The sequence below is a fragment of the Macrococcus equipercicus genome (assembly GCF_024205945.1).
Classification (GTDB): Bacteria; Bacillota; Bacilli; order Staphylococcales; family Staphylococcaceae; genus Macrococcus; species Macrococcus equipercicus.
On record NZ_CP073809.1, the window covers coordinates 1,577,931 to 1,598,984 of the forward strand.

24 protein-coding genes are annotated in these 21,054 nt (G+C 43.4%); 11 read left to right on the forward strand and 13 right to left on the reverse strand.

Annotation, left to right across the window (positions count from 1 at the left end):
* Window positions 1-6: 6 nt before the first annotated feature.
* Both hutG and KFV11_RS08170 read right to left on the reverse strand, forming a co-directional pair.
* Window positions 7-933 carry a formimidoylglutamase gene (gene hutG, locus KFV11_RS08165; RefSeq protein ID WP_254249666.1) on the reverse strand — a complete coding sequence of 309 codons (927 nt, stop codon included), beginning with the start codon at window positions 931-933 and terminating at the stop codon, window positions 7-9.
* A gap of 136 nt (window positions 934-1,069) precedes the next feature.
* The gene (locus KFV11_RS08170) at window positions 1,070-2,518 is read right to left on the reverse strand and encodes an FAD/NAD(P)-binding protein (RefSeq protein ID WP_254249667.1); all 1,449 of its coding nucleotides are present in this window, start codon (window positions 2,516-2,518) and stop codon (window positions 1,070-1,072) included.
* Window positions 2,519-2,632: 114 nt separating this feature from the next.
* Between KFV11_RS08170 and KFV11_RS08175 the strand changes: the two genes are divergently transcribed.
* From KFV11_RS08175 to KFV11_RS08195, 5 genes are read left to right on the forward strand one after another with little or no spacing between them, the layout of a single operon-like run.
* Window positions 2,633-3,757: a betaine/proline/choline family ABC transporter ATP-binding protein gene (locus KFV11_RS08175; protein ID WP_254249668.1), complete on the forward strand. Its 1,125-nt coding sequence runs from the start codon at window positions 2,633-2,635 to the stop codon at window positions 3,755-3,757.
* 2 nt (window positions 3,758-3,759) lie between these two features.
* On the forward strand, window positions 3,760-4,404 hold the full coding sequence (locus KFV11_RS08180; protein WP_149459465.1) for an ABC transporter permease: 645 nt from the start codon (window positions 3,760-3,762) through the stop codon (window positions 4,402-4,404).
* Between the two features lies 1 nt (window position 4,405).
* Window positions 4,406-5,305 carry an osmoprotectant ABC transporter substrate-binding protein gene (locus KFV11_RS08185; protein WP_254249669.1) on the forward strand — a complete coding sequence of 300 codons (900 nt, stop codon included), beginning with the start codon at window positions 4,406-4,408 and terminating at the stop codon, window positions 5,303-5,305.
* The gene (locus tag KFV11_RS08190) at window positions 5,305-5,982 is read left to right on the forward strand and encodes an ABC transporter permease (RefSeq protein WP_254249670.1); all 678 of its coding nucleotides are present in this window, start codon (window positions 5,305-5,307) and stop codon (window positions 5,980-5,982) included. The genes KFV11_RS08185 and KFV11_RS08190 overlap by 1 nt, the downstream gene beginning before the upstream one ends.
* Before the next feature lie 9 nt (window positions 5,983-5,991).
* Window positions 5,992-6,741 (forward strand): hypothetical protein, encoded by a 750-nt coding sequence (locus KFV11_RS08195; RefSeq protein ID WP_254249671.1) that lies wholly within the window; start codon window positions 5,992-5,994, stop codon window positions 6,739-6,741.
* 106 nt (window positions 6,742-6,847) lie between these two features.
* Here KFV11_RS08195 and KFV11_RS08200 read toward each other — a convergent pair whose 3' ends face one another.
* Together KFV11_RS08200 and KFV11_RS08205 are read right to left on the reverse strand one after the other, a co-directional pair.
* Window positions 6,848-7,186, reverse strand: coding sequence for a nuclear transport factor 2 family protein (locus KFV11_RS08200; RefSeq protein ID WP_254249672.1), 339 nt, complete (start codon window positions 7,184-7,186; stop codon window positions 6,848-6,850).
* A 120-nt stretch (window positions 7,187-7,306) separates the two neighbouring features.
* Complete coding sequence (locus KFV11_RS08205; protein WP_254249673.1) at window positions 7,307-7,672, reverse strand: hypothetical protein; 366 nt, start codon at window positions 7,670-7,672, stop codon at window positions 7,307-7,309.
* A 167-nt stretch (window positions 7,673-7,839) separates the two neighbouring features.
* Between KFV11_RS08205 and KFV11_RS08210 the strand changes: the two genes are divergently transcribed.
* Window positions 7,840-9,474 carry an FAD-binding dehydrogenase gene (locus KFV11_RS08210; RefSeq protein WP_254249674.1) on the forward strand — a complete coding sequence of 545 codons (1,635 nt, stop codon included), beginning with the start codon at window positions 7,840-7,842 and terminating at the stop codon, window positions 9,472-9,474.
* An 84-nt stretch (window positions 9,475-9,558) separates the two neighbouring features.
* Here the strand turns inward: KFV11_RS08210 and KFV11_RS08215 are convergent, their stop codons facing one another.
* Window positions 9,559-10,071, reverse strand: a complete 513-nt coding sequence (locus KFV11_RS08215; protein ID WP_254249675.1) for a hypothetical protein — start codon at window positions 10,069-10,071, stop codon at window positions 9,559-9,561.
* A gap of 338 nt (window positions 10,072-10,409) precedes the next feature.
* Here KFV11_RS08215 and KFV11_RS08220 point away from each other — a divergent pair, with 338 nt between their 5' ends.
* Entirely contained in the window at window positions 10,410-10,799 is a 390-nt protein-coding gene (locus KFV11_RS08220; RefSeq protein WP_254249676.1) for a (deoxy)nucleoside triphosphate pyrophosphohydrolase, read from the forward strand.
* 19 nt (window positions 10,800-10,818) lie between these two features.
* On the opposite strand, the gene KFV11_RS08225 is transcribed toward KFV11_RS08220, so the two are convergent.
* The 4 genes from KFV11_RS08225 to KFV11_RS08240 all read right to left on the reverse strand — a co-directional run bounded on the left by KFV11_RS08225 (window position 10,819) and on the right by KFV11_RS08240 (window position 16,415).
* Window positions 10,819-13,962, reverse strand: a complete 3,144-nt coding sequence (locus KFV11_RS08225) for a DUF3427 domain-containing protein (protein ID WP_254249677.1) — start codon at window positions 13,960-13,962, stop codon at window positions 10,819-10,821.
* Window positions 13,963-14,036: 74 nt separating this feature from the next.
* Window positions 14,037-14,255 carry a helix-turn-helix domain-containing protein gene (locus tag KFV11_RS08230; RefSeq protein WP_254249678.1) on the reverse strand — a complete coding sequence of 73 codons (219 nt, stop codon included), beginning with the start codon at window positions 14,253-14,255 and terminating at the stop codon, window positions 14,037-14,039.
* A gap of 114 nt (window positions 14,256-14,369) precedes the next feature.
* The gene (locus tag KFV11_RS08235) at window positions 14,370-14,591 is read right to left on the reverse strand and encodes a hypothetical protein (RefSeq protein ID WP_254249679.1); all 222 of its coding nucleotides are present in this window, start codon (window positions 14,589-14,591) and stop codon (window positions 14,370-14,372) included.
* A 117-nt stretch (window positions 14,592-14,708) separates the two neighbouring features.
* On the reverse strand, window positions 14,709-16,415 hold the full coding sequence (locus tag KFV11_RS08240; protein WP_254249680.1) for an acyltransferase family protein: 1,707 nt from the start codon (window positions 16,413-16,415) through the stop codon (window positions 14,709-14,711).
* Window positions 16,416-16,640: 225 nt separating this feature from the next.
* On the opposite strand from KFV11_RS08240, the gene KFV11_RS08245 reads away from it, so the two are divergent.
* On the forward strand, window positions 16,641-16,847 hold the full coding sequence (locus tag KFV11_RS08245; RefSeq protein ID WP_254249681.1) for a VraH family peptide resistance protein: 207 nt from the start codon (window positions 16,641-16,643) through the stop codon (window positions 16,845-16,847).
* 47 nt (window positions 16,848-16,894) lie between these two features.
* Here the strand turns inward: KFV11_RS08245 and KFV11_RS08250 are convergent, their stop codons facing one another.
* From KFV11_RS08250 to KFV11_RS08260, 4 genes are all read right to left on the reverse strand, one after another.
* Window positions 16,895-17,752: an N-acetylglucosaminidase gene (locus tag KFV11_RS08250; protein WP_254249682.1), complete on the reverse strand. Its 858-nt coding sequence runs from the start codon at window positions 17,750-17,752 to the stop codon at window positions 16,895-16,897.
* Window positions 17,753-17,976: 224 nt separating this feature from the next.
* Window positions 17,977-18,105 (reverse strand): hypothetical protein, encoded by a 129-nt coding sequence (locus tag KFV11_RS11705; RefSeq protein WP_302054836.1) that lies wholly within the window; start codon window positions 18,103-18,105, stop codon window positions 17,977-17,979.
* A gap of 23 nt (window positions 18,106-18,128) precedes the next feature.
* A complete protein-coding gene (locus KFV11_RS08255) occupies window positions 18,129-18,977 on the reverse strand; it encodes a helix-turn-helix domain-containing protein (protein WP_254249683.1) in 849 nt (282 codons plus the stop codon).
* A 164-nt stretch (window positions 18,978-19,141) separates the two neighbouring features.
* Window positions 19,142-19,852, reverse strand: a complete 711-nt coding sequence (locus KFV11_RS08260) for a transaldolase (RefSeq protein ID WP_149459337.1) — start codon at window positions 19,850-19,852, stop codon at window positions 19,142-19,144.
* Between the two features lie 145 nt (window positions 19,853-19,997).
* Between KFV11_RS08260 and KFV11_RS08265 the strand changes: the two genes are divergently transcribed.
* The 3 genes from KFV11_RS08265 to KFV11_RS08275 are packed head-to-tail and all read left to right on the forward strand — an operon-like array spanning window position 19,998 to window position 20,989.
* Complete coding sequence (locus KFV11_RS08265; RefSeq protein ID WP_149459338.1) at window positions 19,998-20,300, forward strand: hypothetical protein; 303 nt, start codon at window positions 19,998-20,000, stop codon at window positions 20,298-20,300.
* A gap of 42 nt (window positions 20,301-20,342) precedes the next feature.
* The gene (locus tag KFV11_RS08270; RefSeq protein WP_170234578.1) at window positions 20,343-20,684 is read left to right on the forward strand and encodes a fluoride efflux transporter FluC; all 342 of its coding nucleotides are present in this window, start codon (window positions 20,343-20,345) and stop codon (window positions 20,682-20,684) included.
* A complete protein-coding gene (locus KFV11_RS08275; RefSeq protein WP_254249684.1) occupies window positions 20,681-20,989 on the forward strand; it encodes a fluoride efflux transporter FluC in 309 nt (102 codons plus the stop codon). The genes KFV11_RS08270 and KFV11_RS08275 overlap by 4 nt, the downstream gene beginning before the upstream one ends.
* Window positions 20,990-21,054 lie beyond the last annotated feature (65 nt).

Here is a 21,054-nt window from a genome sequence, read left to right on the forward strand (position 1 = left end):
CTGCTGTCACGAAAACTTTTTGCCGATCATGTGGTTCATCAAATAGGCGATGAGTTTCGCCGTTCTGTTGTCAATGTCATATACCGGGTTCATCTCAGCGATGCTGACTGAGCTGACTTTGTCACATGATGCGATAGTAGCGGCGAGCTCTGCTACGACGTGGGACGACAAACCGAGGACAGCAGGTGCACTGACGCCCGGTGCGAAGGCACTGTCGATGACGTCCATGCATATAGTGAACAAAATGACGTCATAACTATCGATGAACTGCTGTATTTGTGACACGACCTCATCCGGCACACCGCTATTAAAGCGTTCTGCGAGCACATAGCTGATATCGTGACGTTCCGCATAATCAAACAACGCCTGCGTATTGCCGCTCGGCTGAATACCGAGCACTAAGTAGCCGGCCTCATCATCCTGCTCGATGATCTGACTGAAACTGTTACCTGACGTCGACTGCGCTTCATGGCGCGTATCAAAGTGGGCATCAATGTTGATGACACCGATTGTCTTGCCGGGATACGCCTGTCTGACAGCTAAATACTGCGCATAAGCGATGTCATGGCCGCCGCCGAGCAGGAAAGTCAGCTGATGACGTTGCAGCAGTTCTGCGGCTTCAGCTGCCAGTTCCTGCTGAGTTTCAAGGAGGGTGTCATGGTCATGAGTGATATTGCCGTAATCACTGACCATTGCACCTGCGATGACCGGCAGTCCGGCAAATGCTGTTTTAATCGCATCCGGACCTTCTACAGCACCCTGCCGTCCTTTGTTCAGCCGGACCCCTTCGTCCACTGCGTAGCCTAATAGCGCGACTTGTGCGCCCGTATTCTCTCCGCTTAAATCAATCGTCTGAAAATATCTGAAGTGACGCTCATCACTTTCACTATCCAGCCGTCCTGTCCATAATGCCTTGATAGGTTGTCGATGCATAAGATTGCCTCCTCTATTAGTCAAGTTATGATGCATAAATGACATTTATCGGTCATAAATCATCGATGGTTGTCACTTGCCTCATAGTTATGATGCATAAATGACATTTATCGGTCATAACTCTTTTTTATCACGATTACAGCCTACTGTAAAAGTATTTAACGACCCGCTTCGCCTCAAGCAGCAGTTCATAGACACCGTTATTGCCGTAGTTAACGCCGCCTGTCATCTGACCGAGCACCATCAAATTATCCATGACTCCGTACTTCGGACTGATGACGCGGTTATCATGCGGCATGACCTGGATGCCGCCGTATGGATTTTCAGCGATCAGACTGTCATCAAGCAGTGTTTCAACGAGCTCACCGGCGTCCGTCTCGTGAATATGCTTCGCCGGTCCTGTCGCATTGATGACGTAATGCACTCGGTCTTCTGTACCGTCTTCATACTGCAGCCGGTATTTCCGGTACTTGTATTCGACGTGATGCAGACCGCCCTTAATCACTGTCCGGTTGTCCTCAAGCAGTGCGAGCAGTTCCTCACCGCTCGACTCCGGCATCGGATTCATGTTTTCTTTCAGCAGCGGCTCATATTCCGCTAAAAATATCGCTTTATCCCGGCGCGTCATGTACGGCCACAGTTCAAAGCCGTGGTGCTGCATCTGGTAAAGGATGCTGTGAATCCCGCCGATTTCCTTATGGCTGCTAATATCATGCTTCAATGCCTCTTTAGGTCGGCTGCGGTTCACGTTAAACCAGCGCGCATAGTCCACGCCCTGGTAGTCACATTCCTTTTTGAAGACATGAATCAGTTCCTCGAGCGGCAGCTGATCGTTATGTTTCCGCTTGATTTTATCAAACGTCTTTGTCGTAAAGTATTTAAACCGGTACGTCTTCATCTGACCGCGGACCGCCTGTACTTGACCGCTTCGTGAAGCCACTGTGACCGTGTTCACACCTTTGTCCGTCAAATAGCGGATGCAGTCGAGCCCGGACAGCCCGCTGCCGATGACAGCATATGTTTTATCGGGATGTACTGCGAGCTGGTCAAGAGGATACGGCCAGTCGATATAACCCGCCGTTCCTGTCAATCTGTACGGGTCCAGCGCCGGCAGCTGACCAGGCACTAAAAAGACATAGTCAAACTGCTCAGCCTTATCTCCTGCCGTCAGCGTCCAGCGCCGCCCTGTTCTTTTAACAGTTGAGACGCGCTCTGTAATGACAGTTACATTGCTATTAGCGGTAAGCTGCTGCATTTTGTGCTGGACGTAATCACCGAACAGCCGCCGCGAAAAGTAGATATTTCCTTCTTCATCTCTATTATCCCCTTCCTCACGGATGTCTTCGAGTGACTGCGTTTTGACCCACTGATAGAAGTCATCCGGCTTATTCTTTTTAAGTGATATCAAATTGGATGGATAGTTCAGCAGAAGCTCCGGATCATCTTCCTGAAATGCGTGCCCGCGCCCAAGATGAGTTTTGTCGTCGAATAATGTCACTGTTATCCGCTTTTGCTGCTTGCTTTTCATTAAATAGTTGATCACGTGGTAGCCTGCAATGCCGCCACCGATGACTGCGATTTTCATAGTGCGCTCCTTCATATCTTCTTAGTTGCTCGTACGTATCTATTACCCTATTCTTATGATAAGATATATAGTTATGAATCACCAATAAATTTCAAAGCGATAATGGAGGATTTTATGCTAGAGATCAAACATGTTTCCAAAGTATACCGGGGTGGTAAAAAAGCCGTTTCCGATCTTGATCTGACAATCAATAAAGGGGAATTCATCGCTTTTATCGGGACAAGCGGCTCAGGTAAAACGACCGCTATGAGAATGCTCAACCGCATGATTGAACCGACAAGCGGTGAAATACTGCTGAACGGCAGAAATATCCAGCAGATGAATCCGGTGACGCTCCGCAGAAGCATCGGCTACGTCATTCAACAGATTGGATTACTTCCTCACATGACAATCAGAGACAATATCACGCTCGTCCCTAAACTACTTAAATGGTCTGAAGAAGAGAAGAACAAAAAAGCTGAGGAATTAATCCAACTTGTTGACCTGCCAGTGTCCTACCTCGATATGTACCCGGCGCAGCTATCAGGCGGCCAGCAGCAGCGTATCGGTGTCATCCGTGCGCTTGCTGCCGACCAGGAAATCATCTTGATGGATGAGCCGTTCGGTGCACTTGATCCGATTACACGTGACACGCTGCAGGACTTAGTGAAAGAGCTGCAGGTCAAATTCAATAAGACATTCATCATGGTCACACACGACATGGACGAAGCGATCAAGCTGGCGGACCGCATCGTCATCATGAGTCACGGTGAAGTCATCCAGCTGGATACACCGAACAATATACTGAGTCATCCGGCCAGCGACTTCGTCCGTGACTTCATCGGTGAGAACCGTCTGATTCAGGACCGTCCTAACGTCCGTACAGTTGATGAAGCGATGGTCCGCGCGATTACAATCACTGCCGAGAAATCCATCAACGAGGCGATTGAGGTGATGCGCGAACGTCGCGTCGATACATTGTTTGTCACAGACAACCAGAATGTCCTGCTCGGCTATGTCGACATTGAAGACCTGCTCGTCTCCCATACGAAATTCCAGAGCCTGTCACAGATCATGCGCACGGATACATATTCCGTTAGAAGTGGTGTCATGCTGCAGGATACAGTGCGGACGATTCTCAAGCGTAACATCCGCATCATTCCTGTCATTGACAACAAGAAGCATATCGTCGGCGTTATTACACGTGCCAACTTAGTGGACATCGTCTATGACACGATCTGGGGTACTGAGGAGGAATAACGATGATTGACTTTATCCAGCACAATAAAGAAGAGCTGCTCACAAAGACGATGGAACACTTGTCCATCTCGCTGCTCTCTCTTCTAGCAGCAGTCATTATCGCAGTTCCGCTCGGCATACTGCTGACCCATACAAAGAGAACGGCAAAAATTGTATTATCACTGACCAGCGTGCTGCAGACCGTGCCTTCGCTTGCCATTTTAGCGATGATGATTCCGTTCTTCGGCATCGGTACACTGCCTGCGGTCATCGCGTTGTTTTTATATGTCTTGCTGCCGATACTGAACAATACTTATCTCGGTGTGAAAGCCGTTGACCCGACAGCGATTCAGGCAGGTCGTGCCATGGGCATGACATCAGACCAGCTGCTGCGTCTAGTCGAGTTCCCGCTCGCGATACCTGTCATTATGAGCGGTATCAGACTGTCAGCCGTTTATGCCATCAGCTGGGCGACACTCGCTTCCTATATCGGTGCCGGCGGACTCGGCGATTTTATTTTCAACGGTCTGAACTTATATCAGCCCGAACTGATTATTGCCGGCGCTGTGATCGTCACGTTACTGGCACTCATTATAGACGGTATACTGGCACTTGTTGAACGCTGGGTGACGCCGACCGGCCTGACTATCAATAAAGGAGAGCGATAAGATGAAGAGATATATAATCACTCTGCTCGCCTGCCTCGTTCTACTATCCGGCTGCGGTAATCAGCAGAAGGAGACGATCAAGATTGCCTCTGTCTACACGACAGAGAGTCAAATACTGGCGCACATGATCCGCCTGCTGATTGAACATGAGACAGACGATCCTGTCGAAATCATCAACAATCTAGGTTCAGGAACAGTCGTCCATCAGGCGATGCTGAATGGTGATGCCAACATCTCAAGCGCCCGTTATACAGGGACCGATCTGACGGGACCACTTGGTATGGACCCCATCACTGACCCTAAGAAAGCACGGAAAGTTGTGACGAAAGCGTTCAAGCAACGATTCAACGAGACTTATTTTGATTCCTATGGTTTTGAAAACACTTATGCCTTTATGGTGACAAAAGAAACAGCTGCGAAATATCATCTGAAAAATGTCAGTGATTTAAAAAAATATGCGCCGAAATTGAAAGCAGGCGTCGATTCTTCATGGATGAAACGTAAAGGCGACGGCTATGAAGCGTTCACAAAGAAATATGGTTTCGCTTTTGCTGATACGAAGCCGATGCAGATTGGTCTCGTCTATGAAGCGGTCAAGGCCGGCAAGATGGACATCGTGCTCGGCTATACGACAGACGGCAGAATTCAGAGCTATGACCTCGTTGTGTTAAAGGATGACCTGCATTTCTTCCCGCCTTATGATGCCAACCCTGTCGCTGACAACATGCTGCTGAAGAAGAATCCAGAAGTGAAAAAGCTGCTGCAGCGCATGAAGAACACAATCACGACTGAACAGATGCAGAAGCTGAACTATGAAGTGGATAACGACCTTAAAGAGCCTGCAGTCGTTGCCGAGGAATATTTGAAGCAGCATCATTACTTCGATGGAGGACAAAACTGATGGAGAAACTTAACATATTCGAGCAGTTCTTTGCTTATTTCCGTGACAACTATCATTACGTCTTCCAGCTGTTCCTCGACCACTTTCTGATCAGTATTTACGGCGTTGTACTCGGCGCGATTGTCGGTATCCCGGTCGGTATATGGATTGCCCGGCATTCAAGACTTGTCGGGCCGGTCATCGCCATCGCGAACATCATTCAGACAGTGCCCGCAATTGCGCTGCTCGCGATACTGATGCTGGCGCTCGGACTTGGCAGGACGACAGTGATCACAGCAGTATTTCTGTATTCACTGCTACCGATCATCAAAAACACGTACACCGGCATCCGTTCGGTGGAAGCCCATATCATTGATGCGGGCCGCGGAATGGGGATGACAAAACGCCAGCAGCTGACTATGATTGAGCTGCCGCTGAGCTTATCTGTTATCATCGCCGGCATCCGCATTGCACTGGTCATCGCAATCGGTGTCACTGCTATCGGTTCATTCATCGGTGCACCAAGCCTCGGTGATATTATCATCCGCGGAACTAACGCGACAAGCGGCCAGGCTATCATACTGGCAGGTGCTATTCCGACGGCTCTTATGGCCGTCCTTGCTGATATCATCCTCGGCTTTATCGAACGCCTGCTGGATCCTTTGAAACGCAGAAGGAAACCCGCAGCCAATCACTAGGAGGAACACATGAAAAAACAACTACTTGCGACACTGCTCGCTTCTACTGTTGTCATGACTGCGTGCGGCCATGACAAAGAAACAACGAATAAAACAGACCATACGAACAAAGTGACTAATACGACGTCACTGATCAAAGCCGCCAAAGCAGCTGCTAAAAACGTCAATTCTTATGCGTCCACTTATAAAAACAACATTAACGACGGCAGCAACCAGTCAGTCATTGATTTCGGCCTGATGATTGATGAGCAGCATAACCAGAAAGTAACAATAAAAGATAACAAAGAAAGCACCGTCTTTTACGTCTATGACAAGAAGACAGTGCTGAAACAGAACAACCAATGGATCGATGCTTCGACTTACGTCGGCTCTCAGATGGTCTCACAGACAGAACCGCTGCTCTACAATTCTCAGTTCAAGCTGATCGACCAGCTGAAAGGTGCGAAGTATGAGAAAAACAACGGCTATACGTTAACTGAGACATTCAGTGACTACAAGAAATATAAAGCATTGTTTGGCAACACGACAGAGAACCGAAAAGCCATCAACGCACTCGAAAAAAAATACCCCGGGATTCAAGGCTCCATCATCGTGATGTTCAATAAAGACAAGCAGATCGAAGATATCACGAATAAGCTGACGCTGACAAACGACAACACAACTGTGTCTAACAACGCCGTCACGACATTCGACAAGATCAACGAACTGAAAAAACTGGATATCCCGGATGCAGTGAAACAAGCAGAAAGCATACAATAATAACAACCTCCGATTTCAGAGCGAAATCGGAGGTTGTTTTGTATACACCATGTTTCCCGCGAATAGTCCGGTGATATTCGTTTGGACAGCCTCGGGCGCATGTTCATCAATCAAAACTTTTCAATTTCTCCACATAGACGCGCTTCAGCAAATGATGGCCGTCCTCTTCAGTGAACGTCATTATCCATAATGACTCACTCGTCTCCTGACCCGCTTCCTTCTCGCGGCTCGCATGGACGATAATGATATCTTCATCGCTGCGCTCTGTCTTATGGATCAGATCAAAGTCCCATGTATGATTGTCTTCGAATATCGGCTCTAGCCATCTACTGATCTCATGATAAGACAATTTCAGTTCAGAGCCGTCCTGCCGGATGATGTGCACCCGGGTCTCTTCATCCATCATACTCATTATTTCGTCAATATTCTGATGCTGGCATGCCATAAGCATATGCAAGTATGTCATAATTAAACCTCTGCTCTTTCATCAAGATTTTTTGATATAACAGCTATTTCTGGAAAGCTCCGCTCCTGCTACAGCAATGCAGCAACCAGACACGCGCTATCATTCAGCTTTTAAAGGATTGATGACCTCAACATACACACGCTTCAAATAATGATCTATCTTGTTTGTGTCAAACGTCAGCAGCCAGAGATACGCCCCGCTCTTCTGCGTCGTGACATTTTCCCGTGTCGCCTTAATTACCACGAGTTCCTCGTGCCGACGCTCTGCCCGGTGGAGCACATCAAAATCCCATACACATTCAGTACTGAAATAATCACCTAAAGAATGTATCAGATGATGATAATCTCCTTTAAACTCTGAACCATCTTCTGAAATGATGGTCAGCTTCGCGTCGCTAGCAAGAATGGTTTTCATCGCTTCGAGATCCTGTTCCTGACAGGCTATCAAATAATGTAAATATTTCATCGTTATCTCCCTTCTGCCATAGTCTCCAGTGATTATATTATAACACATCGCAGACTCTTGAAATAAAGAGTTGAGGCCGGGATCAGTGAATATTTTATCTCATCTTCTTAATAGGTTACAATAGTTTTGAAGTAGAGGCTGTCAACAAAATAAGAGGAGCTGGTAACATGAAAAAAGTGTTTATTATCGGGGCAGGACTCAGCGGACTGACAGCAGCAGCAGAGTTATTAAAGGCGGGGCATGAAGTCGTTATGCTCGACCAGGAACCGCGTCAGGCAGTCGGCGGTCAGGCGTTCTGGTCATTCGGCGGGCTGTTTCTCGTCGATTTCACAGTGCAGCGAAAATACAAAGTCAAGGATTCCTACGAACTTGCGCTGAACGACTGGCTGGGCACTGCACGCTTCGACCGGCTGGACGACGAGGACCATTGGGCAAGCGCATGGGCTGAAGCGTACGTCCGGTTTGCGGCGTTCGACAAAGAAGACTATTTGAAATCGATGGGCATCAAGCTGTCACCTGTGCTCGGCTGGGCTGAACGCGGCGGCACTCGTGCGGACGGTCACGGCAACTCCGTGCCGAGATTCCATATCACTTGGGGGACCGGCCCGGGACTTGTCCAGCCGTTCGCAGATTTTGTGCTCAACCATAAGCGTTTCCAGCTGCTGGAACGTCATCAAGTGACAGACATCAAGATTGTCGGTCATCAGATCACCGCGGTCTCCGGCAACATTCTCGTGCCGAGCGACGTGGAACGCGGCGCTCCGTCCTCGCGGGAAGTCATCGGCCAGTTTGCGTTTGACGTCGACACACTGATCATCACGACCGGCGGCATCGGTGCTAACCATGAGCTGATCAAGCAGAACTGGCCCGCTCGTCTCGGCCGAGCACCCGAACACATGGTTCAAGGGGTACCTGATTCAACGGACGGCAGGATGCTGCAGATCAGCGAGGATGCCGGCGTCCGTCTCGTCAACAAGGACAGAATGTGGCATTACACAGAAGGGCTGAAAAACCATACGCCGATCTGGAACAATCACGGCATCCGCATCATCCCGGGGCCGTCATCCATGTGGTTCGATGCTGAAGGCAATCGTTTCGATGCGCCGGATTACCCGGGGTTTGACACGCTGCATACACTCGAATCCATTATGAAGACCGGCTATGATTACTCGTGGTTCGTGCTGACAGAAGACATCATGAACAAGGAGTTCGCACTCTCAGGGTCGGAGCAGAACCCTGACCTCACGAACAAAGATATCAGGCAGATCATCCGGGAGCGGCTGTTCAGTGACGGCACAGGGCCGGTCAACAAGTTCAAGACAGACGGCGAGGACTTCGTCCGTGCTGCCAACCTGCCTGCACTCGTGCGGGGGATGAATAAGTTAGCCGGCAGTGAGCTCATCAACTACGATAAGCTGAGACGCCAGATCGAAGCGCGGGACAGCCAGCTCGACAATCCCTTCAGCAAAGACCCGCAGATCACAGCGATCCATGACACGCGGCACTTTTTAGGCGACAAGCTGGTGCGCACTGCGAAGCCGCACAAACTGCTTGACGGCCGGCCGCTGATCGCCGTCAGACTGAACATCATCAGCCGAAAGACACTGGGCGGCATACAGACGGACCTGAACAGCCAGGTCTTCCACAAAGACGGCCGGCTCATCAACGGCCTCTATGCAGCAGGAGAAGTCGCAGGGTTCGGCGGCGGCGGTGTGCACGGCTACAGCGCACTGGAAGGTACATTTCTCGGCGGCTGTATTTTCAGCGGCCTCCGTGCAGCAGCAGGCATCAACGAAAGCTGACACTCACATATCACAGAAACCCGCCGGACTGCGCAGCACGGCGGGTTTATTAAATAAAGACAATCTTTCTGAAGTTCACCGCGCTTACCCCCACTCTCCCTCACTAATCGGCAGCAGCGCATCGAAGTCCGTCCGGTAATCACCTGCAAACACATCCTTCAGCCGCGTGATCAATTCAGCGTCATCAGCAACAACGTCGACATATAACGGGCTGATTCTGATGAACAGCGTATCGTTGTAGAAATAAGTGCATATCGGCATACTCGACTTCCTGCGATACATGCGGTAATAATTCAGCATATCCTGTGCAGACACATGTGACACAATGATGAACCTCAAGCCATCAGCACCAGTGACCTCCCGCCAGTTCGTGATCCGCAGCACACGGAAAAGCTGAAACCGACGAACCCGCCCGCTATGTTCCGCTCGCCTGACAACCGCCATATCCAGCCCGTCTGCCTGAAGCGCTGCAAGCAGCCCTTTAAACCCGGCCGAAGACAACCGTCCAAGACTAAACCTCATACTATGTGCCGCATCAACCTGCACGAAAGGTGACAGCGACGTCGTCATGAAATCAATACCTGCAATCATCGGCATGGAAAAACTCCTTTCGGTGGTGAGTGTTGAAGTCATTATAACGTAATGGAAATATATAGTACATTCATAACATGCCTAATATAGTTCTTCCCTTCGATATATAGCATAAAGGAGAAATCATGAAGCATATATCGGAGGTCCTAGAGGAGATTGTTGCGGAGTATGAGGAAGCGCTGGGTTTGGAAGAAAAGAAAACAGCCTCGACGGGAAGTCGGGGCTGAATTATATATTAAAAAATTTAAATATAATGATTAGATATGATGTCATAGAACTTTAAAGTGATTTATACTAAATTTTATCACTAGTGTTATACTTTACTTATTAAGAGGTGTTGTATTATGAAAAAATATATAAAAGTAGTCGGTGCAGTAATTTTAAATAATAATAAAGTACTTTGCGCTCAAAGAAGTGAATCCATGTCTTTACCGCTTCTTTGGGAATTTCCTGGAGGCAAGATAGAACAAGATGAATCTCCAGAGGAAGCATTAATACGAGAACTAAAAGAAGAAATGAACTGTTCTATAGAAATATTAGAGAAAGTTACTACTACAGTTCATGAATATGACTTTGCTACCATTGAACTTACGACCTACTACGCTACTATCACTTCAGGTAGTATTCAATTATCAGAACATGCACAAATAAAATGGTTAAATCGTTCTGACCTGCTTTCTTTAAACTGGGCCCCAGCAGATATTCCAGCTGTAGAAATAATAAAGAACGCATAAAATTCATGCGTTCTCTATTCTAATATTCTAATTCATTTAATATTTCTTTAGGAACAGGTTGCTGCAGTTTCCATACTATTGAGATAGGATTATTGCCTTTTGCGGAAACAAAATCTACTTGTCCTACATAATAAAATGGCAATGTCCTTTTATCTTCTGTATTCTTTCTTCTGACAAATAAATGTATTTTATGATTATCTCTTTTATGATTAATATACTGTTGACCTGTAGGTGATTGTTGACTGGTTTTATTTTGTGATTGCCAATGAAAGTATTCAGACGAAATAAAATAATCATCATAAAGTAAATGTTCTTCAACGTTATTTTGATCTTTTTCCAAATTAACAAATAAATAATGATTACCCTTATATTGTTTAACACCATCCCTCCATGAAGAAAGATCTTTATCAAAACCTACTAAAGCTGCTACTTCAATTCTAGAATATTCTTTGTATAACTCTAGTTCTTCTTCTTGATTAAGCAATTTTACATCTATCTCTTGTTGGTAAGACGCAACAACAAATGATAGGTAGTCATCTAATTCTCTAATTATATCGTTATCTAATACTATAGGGTTTTCTAATATCTGTTCCTCTTCGTTCCAATTAAAGACCATTTGCTTTTGATATTGAAGCTTACTTGTTCGTTTCATTGCTAATTCAATTTTTGTACGAGCTTGTTGGTTTAATGAAATTGAGAACGTATGTTCAATAAATTTTTGTATATCGTCAAGTGAGATTGCTTGATTCTTTAATACCAATAAAATACTTAAAATATCATACAACCTTTTAATAGGTATAAGTTTAGTGAGTTCTTCAAATAACCATTTAGTAATAGGTTCTTTAAGAATTTTTTCATCTATTGCTCTTGCTTCTTTTATAGCTTTATTTAAGGCAGGTAAAGATTGGTAAGTACCTTTAAAAACAATTGATAAATTGGGTGCATCTTCAAAGTTATAAAAGTCTAGAATAGATAACTTTTTCTCTGCTTGCTTTGTTTCTATTCTTACCACTTCTAAAAATTGTTTAATTTCTTTTTTAATAAATTCGCTAGACATAAAATCTTGTTGATCAATGGCTTTAAGAATTCTCTCTTTAGTTTTATAGTCCATCTCAATGTGCACATTCTCTGATAAATTATTGAAATTATTTTCTACTAAAGATTTTAACTTCTCTTTACCACCAAACTCTTTATTGCCTGATAATGCAATAGGTACTAAATAGCTCTTTCTATCATTAGTTACAAAATCTAGTACAGTTAAATACTCTTTTCCTTCAAATTTTCTTAAACCACGTCCTAATTGTTGAGTAAATATAATTGCAGACTCAGTCGGTCTCAAAAATAACACTAAGTTAACTTTCGGTATATCTATACCTTCATTAAACAAATCTACTATAAAAATAATTTCTAACGGGTCTTCTTCATCTTCTAACTTTCTTATTGCCGCTAACCGCTCAATGTCTGAATTTTCACTCGTAAGTACTTGAGAATTGAATCCACGTTTTAGAAATTCTTCATTCATATATTTAGCATGTTCTTTATTTTGACAGAATGCTAAACCTTTCATTGAACCACTAAGTGTATATTGACTCATCTTTTCAATCACAAAGTCTACTCGTGTATTAGTACTTAAGAGTTTAATTATATCCTTTTCGTTGATCCCTTTGTTTATTGCAAAATCTACTGTATTGTCACTAATTCCATAGTATTGGAAAGGAACTAGCAATTCACTTTCCAATGCATGTTTTAATCTAACATCTACTATGATGTTGTATTCAGCTAACCCATAAATATCACCGTTATCTGTTCTCTCGGGAGTAGCTGTTAATCCTAATAAGAAATTAGGCTGTAAATGATCAATAATTTTCATATATGTAGAAGCAGTAGCATGATGAAATTCATCAATAATAATAAAATCAAATAATTGTGGATCTAAATTATCGACATCATTTGCTAAAGATTGTACTGAGGCAAACGTAAATTTACTAAATTCCCTATTAGGTCCTTTATATATAACAAAGTTTTCTACAGGTTCATCTTTAAATATATTTTTAAAAGTTCTTATGGCACCTTCTAGTAGTTCAATTCTATGAGCAATAAAAAGTACATTTTCTGGTTCTACTTGTTGTGCACACATGGCTGAAAGATACGTTTTACCAGTACCAGTGGCAGCAATAGCTAAGCCTCTTTTATGACCTTTTGTAATAGAATTAAGTAAGTTTTCTATCGCCGTTTTCTGCATTGAATTAGGTTTAATTTCATTTGTTAAATTTTCAGTTTTACTAATGTTAAATGAGTTGATGTATGGTCTTATAACTTTGCCATTATCCATATAATTAGCATATTTTTTTATAAATTCTTCATTTACCTCTTTCGTTTTATCATCAGACCATAGCTTATTAAAGCGATTCATCATTTTAAGATAAATGGAATCACTAGCTTTTTCAAATGTACGAATATTCCATTCTTCACCCGTTTTTAAAGCGGCAGCCGATATATTTGAAGAACCGACTATAACGGAGCTTAAATGATTTTTGCGATGGAAAACATATGCTTTAGTATGAAAACTATCTGTAGCTTTACTACTTTGGTAAACTTTCACTTTTATATTTGAATAATTTAATAACGTAGAAAGTGCCTTTGGCTCTGTAACATTCATATATGTAGAAGTAATAATTCTACCTTGTATACCAATCTCTCTTAAGATATTTAATGTATTAACTAACATATTTAGACCAGAACCTCTTATAAAGCTAACAATAATATCGAAACTGTCACATGTAAGTAGCTCATTTTTCAGATGATTAATTAAATAATTACCTGATTGATGATCATTCGTGATTAATTTACTTTCAAGCAACTGAAAATCATTGGTTAATTCATGTCGATATTTTTCAATACTCTTATTTCCATATAGTGATAAACGAAATGGAATAGACTTAATACTCTGTGAGGTTCGATTTGAGATGTATTCAGCAAGTTCAATAGATGATTGATCTAGATACTCCGATAATTCTTGACTTACCTTTTGTTCATAAGAATTTAAAAAATATTGTATAGATTCTTCTTTAGTGAGTAGCTTATTATTAATTAGAATTTGTTCAGGATTAACTTTATAATCTGCTGGAGTTTCTAATAAGTGATCTTTAAAATTTTGTTCCATACTATACCTCTATAAGATAAGACTTATAATAATTATATGATAATTTACAAATAATAGGTATAAAGTATTAAAATCTATTTCCTCCTACTCGGCACTTTAACCAATTCATCCACTGTCATTCCAAAGTAATCAGCGATCTTCACTAATTCCACTCCTGTAATGACCTGCTCGCCGTTTTCTATCTTCGAATATTTCGACGGTACGTGTCCTAACATCGCTGCGACGTCTTTTGCTTTAATCTCTAAGTTTTCTCTGTGCCACTTGATGGCTGTTACAAGCTCTTTATTATCCATTAATCTACCTCACTTTTTTAAAGTGAGAATACTAATTCACAGGACGTAAAAACGGATTCTCCCCATCCTGGAAAGAATCCGCAATTCACTCAATATTTATCATATAATAGATGGTTACTCTGTAATAGAAAATTCCTCCTCGATAGGTCGCTGATAGAGCATCAGATCCACTTTCGTCACTGACTCCCCGATGGTCACGACTTTGCCGCGCCACAAGTTGAACTCATAGTAATAACCTTTGTCTTTCAGCTGGGTGATTTTTAAGGGCTCATGTCTGTCGAAATACTTCGCGTAATGATTCTCCAGATAACGTACAATCAGCGGCTCAGGCAACATGGTCTCTACCCCTTTTTGACGTTATTGTAGCTTATGAGCTGTCCTCAAAGATTTATTTTTCCACTATGGAAATTTTACACAATAAATCTACATGTTATATTATAATATATTTTTACGTCACTCTGCTGTCAGCGCCTGTTTGATCAGGTTCTTCATCGCTTCCACTCCCGGCGCCTCCAGATGGATGCCGTCTGATGCGAAGTATTCGGGATGGTTCACTGATGCTGTGTACCAGTCGATCACGTGTACATGCCGGTGTGATTCAGCCGCTTCTTTCATCAGCTGATTGACATGCGCCTCATAATCCAGCGGTACTTTCGTCGTCACCAGGAAGACATCCGCTTTGTCGAAATAGCTGAGCAGTTTGTCCAGGTGTTCTTTTGTGAAGTCACCGTTTGTACCGACATGCAGCACGACTTTGCGGGCCGGATGATTGAACGACTGATACTCGGCAGCAAGCGGAATCGCCTGATAAATATTGCGGCCGACTTTTCCGTCTATCTCTGCATCCGGGTATTCTTCTTTCAGCGCATAGTAGATGTCAACGAGCAGCGAATCGCCGATGAACAGCGGCGCCAGCTGCTGTTCTGCTGTAGTACCGGGATGTAGTTTAGCGAGCGGCTTCGGTTCAGGCAGTATGCTTGCCGTCGATGTCATCCGTGCTTCCTGGATCGGCGCATGGTAGTCGACGTATTTGTAGCCGGTGAATAACGTCACAGCGGCCAGTGCCAGTGCGACTGGCGCTGTTTTTAGCGATACGCCTTTTCTGAACGGCTGTTCGACCAGGTGATAGCTGAGGACGGCGAGACCGATTGTCAGCGCGATATCGATGCCATATATGTATGACGGCAGCTCACCTTTGTTGAAATGTGCATGTGTCAGCACGATGACCGGGTAGTGCCAGAGATACAGGCTGTATGAATAGCGGCCGATAGTCGTCAGCAGCTTCCAGCTTAAGAGCTGATTCAGCAGGCTGCCCGGAAAGACACATGAGGCGATGATGACCAGCGTGATGATGCCGAGTACACCGAACCCGCCCTGGTATAAGTAGCCGCTTGAATCACGGACGACTACGAAGGCGCCCATCAGCGTGAAGAGCGCCGTGAAACCTAGAATACTCATAATTGTTCTCGTCATGACCCCCGGTTTCGCCTTCAACTGGTGGACCGGCCAGATAAACGCGAGCAGCACCCCGAGCATTAATGTCTGCAGCCGGGTGTCCGTCCCGAAATAGAGGCGTGACGTGTTCATGCCCGGCTCGTATAAGTAGTTCATCCATAGACCTGAACAGACCGCAAGGAGCGCGAAATAGAACAGTGTCAGCTTGCGTTTATTTAATGTCAGAAAGAGCAGCAGCATACAGGGAAATACGAAGTAGAACTGCTCTTCGATGGCAAGTGACCATAAATGCTGCAGCGGCTTCGGATTAAATGACTGAAAGTAATCGACCGTATCATAAATGTACCACCAGTTGGTCACATAGAGCAGGACGGCGACGATGTCTTTTCTCAGCTGTTCAATGAGCGCCGGCTGAAAGAACAGACAGTAGTTGAAGACTGTCACAATCATCAGCAGAACGGCCGGGAACAGCCGCCGTATTCTTTTCATATAGAAGATTGTCAACCGGATAGTGCCGGTCTCGCGATGTTCTTTTAAGAGCAGTGTTGTAATCAGGAAGCCGGAGATGATGAAGAACGTGTCGACCCCGAGAAAACCGCCGGGCAGTATCGCCGGATTTAAATGATAAATGATAATAGCAATGACGGAAATGGCACGCAGACCATCGAGCCCCGGCATATAAAATAAATAGTTTTTCGATTTCATGGCATTACCTCGTTTTGTAATATTAACGTAATATAAATGTAATATATTTTATAGAATTAATCAACAATAAGTAAATAAAAGTAAATTTTCCGATAACTTGATGGGTCTCCTCTATTGTACTCAGCAGCTTAAAGTTTTCTTAAATTAAGTGTCTATTCGTGATTCCATAACTTGTACGGAGTATAATTAAAGCTGTACTAATTAATCAATAGAGGAGATGAGCATATGGATTTCAGAACAATAGTAGATTTTTTGAAGGACAGACAGTGGGAGAACAGAGAGCTCGGCATGGCCTTACTATTCATTGTCATCGCAAGTATATTCACTACACCGATTCTCGGCGTGCCGCTCGGAATCGCCGCTTACCTTTATGTCTATCAGCAGGAGAACATCGCACAGTATAAACGTAACAGAGACCAGTTTAAAAAATAATAAAAGAAGCTCCCTGGCGTTCACGGTTAAGTGATGCCGGGGAGCTGCTATTTTTTATAGTAATATCTTGTAAAGAACCTGCCTTCCAGATCCATCTTCTTATAGTAAGCTGCCATCTGCCGGGCATTATGATAAGCCCACATGACGTCTGTGGCATATTGATGGTGGCCGGGATTTACCGGATTGAAGCGCATCGAATACAGCGTGTGCTGATTGTCACGTGATAAGTATTCACTGTGAATAAACTCAGCGCCTCCTCTCACAGCCTTCTCCGGCGTGTCCCAGCCGCGCTGCTGCGCCAGCCGGGCACCGTCCATCACTGGGTTTTGGTCATAGGCACCGATACCGAAGAAGTTATAATAACGCCGGCCCGACTCGTCTCTCTCGCCTTTTTTGTTCAGCTTGATTCCCCGCGCAAGTTCACTTCTGCCCTTGCCGGTTTCAAGCATCGCATGGCTGATCAAATAAATCTCGTTGACATCTTCTTTCTTTGACGCCTGATGAAACGCATGACCCATCCCGTCCAGTATGCCCTGTCCTTCAAGCAGCTCATCAAGCGCCGATGCACGAATATGCTGCGACATCTTCAAGTTCAGGAATTGATAGCGCTGCTCTGGATGGAAATACAGTTTATCCGGCTGCATGAAACGGTCGATATCACCTGCATCTGCCCTTGTCCATGTGACACCGTCAGAAATCACAGGCCCTGCTTTCAACTGAAGATTCCGTGCCTGCTTGTATGTAGCATTTACAGTGATCCGCCTGTCTTCCATGCTTTCTTCATAAGCCGCAGTAGACATCTTGATCATCGTATAAATAGCAACCCCGATCAATACAAGAATGCCAGTCATAATCCATTTATTCCTGAGTTCAAGCTGTCGGTTCGTCATCCGTCTCTGTGCCAAAATAAACCTCCATGTTTAACCCGGTTTTAAAAGGGGTAATTTGTAACTATACCCCTCTTTACTATCTTGCTATACACCTGCAGCTCACTCCTGCAGGTGCTTTTTTCATCTTAACTTTAGCAAATAGCCGCGCCAAAAGAAAGATATCCTTTTCACAGAAATCTGTTGCAAGAAAAAACAAAATAAAAAAGCCGAACCCTGGAGGGCTCGGATTGTATTATCTACTAATGTTTATCCCCGCCAGGTTCAACAAAAGCAGGTTTTGTATCTTTATCTACTGTATAAGTACCTACTCCAAATAACACTGCTAGTAAAGTTAGTAAAGATAATGTTTTAGTTAATTTGTTTTTCATAATTTGTATCCTCCAAGTATGTTTTAATTGTTATAGTCTAAGAGTTCTTGTTCATATAATTTTATGTGTGATATATCATTCTTTAAAATAGACAAATTATAGCCTATTTTATATAACATTCTATCTTTATCACTAATTATTCCTAAGTCTTGTTTAGCTCCACAAACGAGATAAATCAATTCCTGAAATAAATACATGATATTTTTATCTATACATATTTCTAACCCTTTTTGTGCATATTCTAAACACCGATGATAATCATTTTCTCTCATAAGCAAATTCGCATATTGATAATACACCTTAACAGCAATCTCATTATACATATCATATTTCTTTATAATATATGTTGCATGCTGAATAGCTCTATCAGCTTTGCTCATCTCACCAATACTTCTGTTAAAGATAGCTAATGAATTATAAATGCTTGCTTCCAAACTTGGATCGTAGAGAATGATTGGTTGATCAGCTAAGCCTTGAAGACTTGATATAGAATTTTCTATATCTTTTGTAGTATAGGCTGAGCATACAGCTTTAACCCAAGTGAAATAACGATACTCATAATCACTGATAACTGCTTGCAACTGGGCATCTACAAAAACTTCTAAAGTCGTATAATCTCTTCTATCAAGGTATTCTTCACATATCTTCTTACCTCTGATGGTGTTATTAACCTGTTCCACCCCGAAAAAGTAATCCATACTTACATTCAGTTTATTCGCTATTAAAAACAGTGTTTCTGAACTCGGCATGATTTCATTTTTCTCAATTCTACTGACTTGACTTTGCGTGCAAATATCTTTTGCCAGCTCGGATTGAGTCATTTTCACTTCTTTTCGTCTTTTAATGACTTTATCTCCAATGCTAATCGGCACAACTTCCCTCCTTCCATTGCGTAAATATTCTGAATAAGGTGCTATAAATAATATACCTCATAAATATATTATATGCAATATTGCATGAACACATTTAGAAATATTTTTCAGTTAATGTCAAATAAAAAATATCCTCCCTTTAAAGGAGGATATCGTCGTCATTCTTATAAAATTTTCAAGCCGCTTTTCTCGATATCTTTTGCGAAGCCTTTTACTGTATCAACTGACAATTCGTTAACGTCGCGACCGATATTCGGAATCTTCTTAACGACATCACCCGGACATGTAATGATGTCACAGCCGATTTCATCCGCTTGAATGACATTGTACAGTTCACGGCAGCTTGCCCATAACAGCATAACGCCTTCTTTAGAGTGACATACTTTTTCTGCTTCTTTCATCAGCGGCAGCGGGTCTACGCCTGTGTCCGCGATTCTTCCCGCAAATACAGATACGTAAGTCGGCACTCCTTCTTTTACCGCTTCAGTGATTTCTTTCACCTGTTCAATTGTGTACACTGCCGTCACGTTCAGCTGAACGTCCTGTGCAGATAATTCTTTGATCAGCGGGATCATTGATTCGCCGTGTGTATTAACGACTGGAATTTTAACGAAGACATTGTCGCCGTATCCTTTTAAAATCTCTGCTTCTTTACGCATTGTGTCAAGATCATCCGCGAAAACTTCAAATGAAATCGATGCATCCGGAATGGCTTTTACTGCGTCCAGTGCAAACTGCTTATAATCAGTCACACCCGCTTTTGCCATGAGTGAAGGGTTAGTTGTGAAACCATCCACCTCTTTATTATTGTAAGCTGATTTCATCTGTTCGATGTCAGCACCGTCCGCAAATACTTGTACTTTCAAGTCTTTCATTGTGATTCCTCCTGTAATTGAAGTTTTGTCATTTTCACTATAACTTTTATCTTTTCTAATTACAAACGAAAGAATCCAGTATTACAGTCGTGTCAATTTCCATTCTGCATGCTAAAATGGTTTCATACTACTTGAGGAGGCTTCTATGTATAAAGGACATAAATTTTTCTACCTCTCTATTATCTGTGTCTTACTCAGTATATTTCTGAGCGTTCATAATCCGGTCATTAAAAGTTTATTCGGCTCAATCAATGCGATTATTTTATTTACAGGTCTGGTCAATGCCATTTTACTCGTCATCAGCATCGTATTAATTGATAAAGCGATCAAGCATCCGGAGCAGTCATCTGAAGGTGTCTACAGATGGACGAAAGTCTGGCCGTGGGTCATTCTTGTAGTGATTATTTATCACTTATTGTCCGGTTTATTTTTATTCGGCATTATTTAGAAATTGTACGCTTTGTGCAGTTTCTTTTTTATGGAGGTTAGCATGAAATATTTGTATGTATGCATATTTGCATTTATAGGCGGCGCACTGCGCTATGAGATAAGCATGCTGGTCGACATCGGCGGGACATTAGCCGTTAATCTCGCTGGTGCCTTTATTCTCGGGCTGCTGTCTGTTAAGTTGATGGCGCTGGATCAGAATTTAAGGACCGGCATTACAGCGGGATTTGTCGGCAGTTTCACAACGTTTTCGACGTTCAGCAAGGAAAGTATTGAACTGCTGCAGACAACTGTCTGGTCAGGAATAGGATACATCGCTGTAACTATTATCTTTGGAGTGCTGCTGGCCTATGCCGGCATGAAAGTCGGGGAGGTGACGCAATGATCACAGTAGGTATCGGGGCTATGATCGGTGCGTGTATCCGTGTATTTCTAAGTCAGTATAACGGCAAGTTTCCGTGGATGACTCTACTGGTTAACACTATAGGCTCACTGCTGCTCGGTATATTCGTAAGTACTGATCATTACTTGTTCCTCGGAACCGGGATAATGGGCGGTCTGACGACATTCTCGACATTTTCAGTGGAAACAGTCACGTTACTGCGCACTCATTTGATGACAGGAGTGCTGTATATCGTATCATCCATCACATTGCCACTGTCTTGTTTTCTTATAGGGACGCAGTTTTAATATATTATTGCAAGTTTTTATAGTTTGAAGGCCACTTCTTCAGTATTTCTGCTGATTTTTTGTAA

Bases quoted from the DNA above. Each gene is read 5' to 3' on its own strand.
- hutG (WP_254249666.1), bottom strand. From the start codon at position 933: ATGCATCGACAACCTATCAAGGCATTATGGACAGGACGGCTGGATAGT.
- KFV11_RS08195 (WP_254249671.1), top strand. From the start codon at position 5,992: ATGAAAAAACAACTACTTGCGACACTGCTCGCTTCTACTGTTGTCATG.
- KFV11_RS08205 (WP_254249673.1), bottom strand. From the start codon at position 7,672: ATGAAATATTTACATTATTTGATAGCCTGTCAGGAACAGGATCTCGAA.
- KFV11_RS08185 (WP_254249669.1), top strand. From the start codon at position 4,406: ATGAAGAGATATATAATCACTCTGCTCGCCTGCCTCGTTCTACTATCC.
- KFV11_RS08225 (WP_254249677.1), bottom strand. From the start codon at position 13,962: ATGGAACAAAATTTTAAAGATCACTTATTAGAAACTCCAGCAGATTAT.
- KFV11_RS11705 (WP_302054836.1), bottom strand. From the start codon at position 18,105: ATGAAAAACAAATTAACTAAAACATTATCTTTACTAACTTTACTAGCA.
- KFV11_RS08265 (WP_149459338.1), top strand. From the start codon at position 19,998: ATGTATAAAGGACATAAATTTTTCTACCTCTCTATTATCTGTGTCTTA.
- KFV11_RS08260 (WP_149459337.1), bottom strand. From the start codon at position 19,852: ATGAAAGACTTGAAAGTACAAGTATTTGCGGACGGTGCTGACATCGAA.
- KFV11_RS08245 (WP_254249681.1), top strand. From the start codon at position 16,641: ATGGATTTCAGAACAATAGTAGATTTTTTGAAGGACAGACAGTGGGAG.
- KFV11_RS08175 (WP_254249668.1), top strand. From the start codon at position 2,633: ATGCTAGAGATCAAACATGTTTCCAAAGTATACCGGGGTGGTAAAAAA.
- KFV11_RS08170 (WP_254249667.1), bottom strand. From the start codon at position 2,518: ATGAAAATCGCAGTCATCGGTGGCGGCATTGCAGGCTACCACGTGATC.
- KFV11_RS08210 (WP_254249674.1), top strand. From the start codon at position 7,840: ATGAAAAAAGTGTTTATTATCGGGGCAGGACTCAGCGGACTGACAGCA.
- KFV11_RS08180 (WP_149459465.1), top strand. From the start codon at position 3,760: ATGATTGACTTTATCCAGCACAATAAAGAAGAGCTGCTCACAAAGACG.
- KFV11_RS08215 (WP_254249675.1), bottom strand. From the start codon at position 10,071: ATGCCGATGATTGCAGGTATTGATTTCATGACGACGTCGCTGTCACCT.
- KFV11_RS08270 (WP_170234578.1), top strand. From the start codon at position 20,343: ATGAAATATTTGTATGTATGCATATTTGCATTTATAGGCGGCGCACTG.
- KFV11_RS08235 (WP_254249679.1), bottom strand. From the start codon at position 14,591: ATGTTGCCTGAGCCGCTGATTGTACGTTATCTGGAGAATCATTACGCG.
- KFV11_RS08190 (WP_254249670.1), top strand. From the start codon at position 5,305: ATGGAGAAACTTAACATATTCGAGCAGTTCTTTGCTTATTTCCGTGAC.
- KFV11_RS08275 (WP_254249684.1), top strand. From the start codon at position 20,681: ATGATCACAGTAGGTATCGGGGCTATGATCGGTGCGTGTATCCGTGTA.
- KFV11_RS08240 (WP_254249680.1), bottom strand. From the start codon at position 16,415: ATGAAATCGAAAAACTATTTATTTTATATGCCGGGGCTCGATGGTCTG.
- KFV11_RS08220 (WP_254249676.1), top strand. From the start codon at position 10,410: ATGAAAAAATATATAAAAGTAGTCGGTGCAGTAATTTTAAATAATAAT.
- KFV11_RS08200 (WP_254249672.1), bottom strand. From the start codon at position 7,186: ATGGCATGCCAGCATCAGAATATTGACGAAATAATGAGTATGATGGAT.
- KFV11_RS08230 (WP_254249678.1), bottom strand. From the start codon at position 14,255: ATGGATAATAAAGAGCTTGTAACAGCCATCAAGTGGCACAGAGAAAAC.